The organism is Burkholderia sp. Ax-1720, from assembly GCF_011753035.1.
Classification (GTDB): domain Bacteria; phylum Pseudomonadota; class Gammaproteobacteria; order Burkholderiales; family Burkholderiaceae; genus Burkholderia; species Burkholderia gladioli.
This window is the reverse complement of the sequence record NZ_VWWK01000338.1, coordinates 1-3,121: the sequence shown is the minus strand read 5'-3', so window position 1 is coordinate 3,121 and position 3,121 is coordinate 1. Positions and strand designations below refer to the sequence as shown.

The window sequence follows — 3,121 nt, the reverse complement described above, 5'->3', positions numbered from 1 at the left end:
CAGGCGGCCATCGACGCCGCGCGCGCCGAGGTGGCCAAGCGCTCGCGCGGGCTGTTCTCGCCGCAGCGCATCGTCGAGGCGGTCGAGGCCGCGCTCGCGCTGCCCTTCGACGAGGGCATGAAGCGCGAGCGCGAACTGTTCGTCGAATGCCTGGACAGCCCGCAGCGCGCCGGCCTGATCCACGCCTTCTTCGCCGAGCGCGAGGCGGCCCGGGTGCCCGGGGCGAGCGGGGCGAAACCGCGCGAGATCGCGCGCGTCGGCGTGATCGGCGGCGGCACGATGGGCGCCGGCATCGCGGTGGCGGTGCTCGACGCGGGCTTGCCCGTGATCCTGGTCGAGCGCGACGATACCGCGCTCGCGCAGGGCCGCGCGCGCATCGCCAAGGTGTATGACGCGCTGGTCGCCAAGGGCCGCCTGTCGGATGCGGCGCGCGACGAGCGCATGGCGCGGCTGGCCGGCAGCACCGTCTACGACGCGCTGGCCGAGGTCGACCTGGTGATCGAGGCGGTGTTCGAGGACCTGGCCGTCAAGCAGGCCGTGTTCGAGGAACTGGCGCAGGTCGCCAAGCCGGGCGCGGTGCTCGCCACCAACACCTCCTATCTCGACATCGACGCGATCGCCGCCAGCGCGGGCGAGCGCGCCGCCGACGTGATCGGCCTGCACTTCTTCTCGCCGGCCAACCTGATGAAGCTGCTCGAGATCGTGGTGCCGGCGCAGGTCGCGCCCGAGGTGGTGGCCACCGCCTTCGCGTTCGCCAAGCGGCTGCGCAAGGTGGCGGTGCGCGCGGGCGTCTGCGACGGGTTCATCGGCAACCGGCTGCTCGCGGTCTACCGCGCCGCCGCCGATTACCTGATGGAGGATGGCGCCTCGCCCTACCAGATCGACCGCGCGATCCGCGGTTTCGGCTTCCCGATGGGCCCGTACCAGGTGATCGACCTGGCCGGCGGCGACATCGGCTGGGCCACCCGCAAGCGCCGCGCGGCCACGCGCGATCCGGCGCTGCGCTACGTGGCGATCGCCGATCGCCTCTGCGAGCGCGGCTGGTTCGGGCAGAAGACCCAGCGCGGTTTCTATCGCTACCCGGAAGGCGCGCGCGTGGGCGAGCCCGATGCCGAGGTGGAGGCGATCATCGCCGCCGAGCGCGCGGCCAAGGGCATCGCGCCGCGCGAGTTCAGCGACGAGGCGATCGTGCGCCGCTACCTGGCCGCGATGATCAACGAGGCCGCCAAGGTGCTGGAGGAGGGCATCGCCCTGCGTCCGCTCGATATCGACGTGGTGCTGGTGCACGGCTACGGCTTCCCGCGCCATCGCGGCGGCCCGCTCCACTACGCGGACACGCTGGGCCTGGCCGAGGTGCTGGCCGAGATCCGCCGCTACGCCGAGGAGGACCCGGTGTTCTGGCGCCCGGCGCCGCTGCTGGTCGAGCTGGCCGGGCGCGGCGCGAGCTTCGCGAGCCTGAACCCGGCGCGCTGAGCGCGACGCCCCATCCCGTCAACCCTTTCGTCTCGACCGGAGCCGATACGATGAACCTCGATTTCACTCCCGAAGAAGAAGCGTTCCGCGCCGAGGTGCAGCGCTTCCTCGCCGAGCAGTTGCCGCCCGAGCTGTCGCGCAAGGTCAGGGGCGGCCTGCACCTCACGCGCGAGGACATGCAGCGCTGGCACGCGATCCTGCACGCCAGGGGCTGGCTGGCGAGCCACTGGCCGAAGGAGCATGGCGGCCCGGGCTGGAGCGTCGCGCAGAAATTCCTGTTCGACAACGAATGCGCGATCGCCGGCGCGCCGCGCATCGTGCCGTTCGGCGTGAACATGCTCGGCCCGGTGCTGATCAAGTACGGCAGCCAGGCGCAGAAGCGCCACTGGCTGCCGCGCATCCTCGACGGCTCGGACTGGTGGTGCCAGGGTTACTCGGAACCGGGCGCCGGCTCCGACCTGGCCTCGGTGCGCACCAGCGCCGTGCGCGACGGCGATCACTACGTGGTCAACGGCCAGAAGACCTGGACCACGCTCGGCCACTACGCGAACATGATCTTCTGCCTGGTGCGCACCGCCACCGACGTGCGCAAGCAGGAGGGCATCAGCTTCCTGCTGGTCGACATGGACACGCCGGGCGTCGAGGTGCGGCCGATCGTGCTGCTCGACGGCGAGCACGAGGTCAACGAGGTGTTCTTCACCGACGTGCGCGTGCCGGTGGAGAACCTGGTGGGCGAGGAGAACCGCGGCTGGACCTACGCGAAGTACCTGCTGACCTACGAGCGCACCAACATCGCCGGGATCGGCTTCTCGGTGGCTGCGCTGGAGCGGCTGCGCGCGGTGGCCGGGCGGCTCCTGAAGAACGGCCGGCCGCTGGCCGAGGACCCGTTGTTCGCCGCGCGCCTGGCGCGCGTCGAGATCGAGCTTGAGAACATGAAGACCACCAACCTGCGCGTGCTGGCGGCGGTGGCGGGCGGCGGCGCGCCGGGCGCGGAAAGCTCGATGCTGAAGATCCGCGGCACCGAGATCCGCCAGGAGATCTCCTCGCTGATGCGGCGCGCGATGGGCCCCTATGCGATGCCCTTCGTCGACGAGGCCTTCGAGGCGGATCGCGAGGGCAGGCACGAGGACGAGCCGATCGGCCCGGCCGAGGCGGCCAGCGCGGCCGCGCAGTATTTCAACAACCGCAAGCTGTCGATCTACGGCGGCTCGAACGAGATCCAGAAGAACATCGTCGCCAAGACGATCGTTGGTCTGTGACGCAGACGGAGGCCCCATGGATTTCAAGCTGAGCGACGATCGCCGGATGCTGGCCGATTCGCTGAACCGCTTCATCGACGAACGTTATGGTTTTCCGGTGCGCGAGCGCATCGCGCGCTCCGAGGCGGGTTACGACGCCGAGCTTTGGCGCCGCTTCGCCGAGCTGGGCGTGATCGGCGCGCTGTTCGAGGAAGCCGATGGCGGTTTCGGCGGCGCCGGGTTCGATCTCGCCGTGGTGTTCGAGAGCCTCGGGCGCGGCCTGGTGGTCGAGCCCTTCCTCGGCGCGCTGATGGCCGGCCGCGCGATCGCGGCGGGCGGCGACGCGGCGCAGCGCGAGCGGCTGGCCGCGCTGATCGAGGGCGGCACCACGGCCGCCTTCGCGCATGCCG

The 3,121-nt window shown here is 71.1% G+C and carries 3 protein-coding genes; all 3 read left to right on the top strand.

Going from position 1 to position 3,121, the window contains the following annotated elements; all coding sequences use genetic code 11:
* The coding region (locus F3J18_RS36340) for a 3-hydroxyacyl-CoA dehydrogenase NAD-binding domain-containing protein (RefSeq protein WP_166916978.1) at positions 1–1,473 on the top strand (1,473 nt) is incomplete at its 5' end.
* Between the two features lie 50 nt (positions 1,474–1,523).
* Complete coding sequence (locus tag F3J18_RS36335; protein ID WP_025097060.1) at positions 1,524–2,732, top strand: acyl-CoA dehydrogenase family protein; 1,209 nt, start codon at positions 1,524–1,526, stop codon at positions 2,730–2,732.
* A 16-nt stretch (positions 2,733–2,748) separates the two neighbouring features.
* A partial coding sequence (locus F3J18_RS36330; RefSeq protein WP_205195716.1) for an acyl-CoA dehydrogenase family protein occupies positions 2,749–3,121 on the top strand: 373 nt, incomplete at its 3' end.

Excerpts from the sequence above, each read along its gene's own strand:
- F3J18_RS36335 (WP_025097060.1), top strand. The coding sequence starts at position 1,524 with ATGAACCTCGATTTCACTCCCGAAGAAGAAGCGTTCCGCGCCGAGGTG.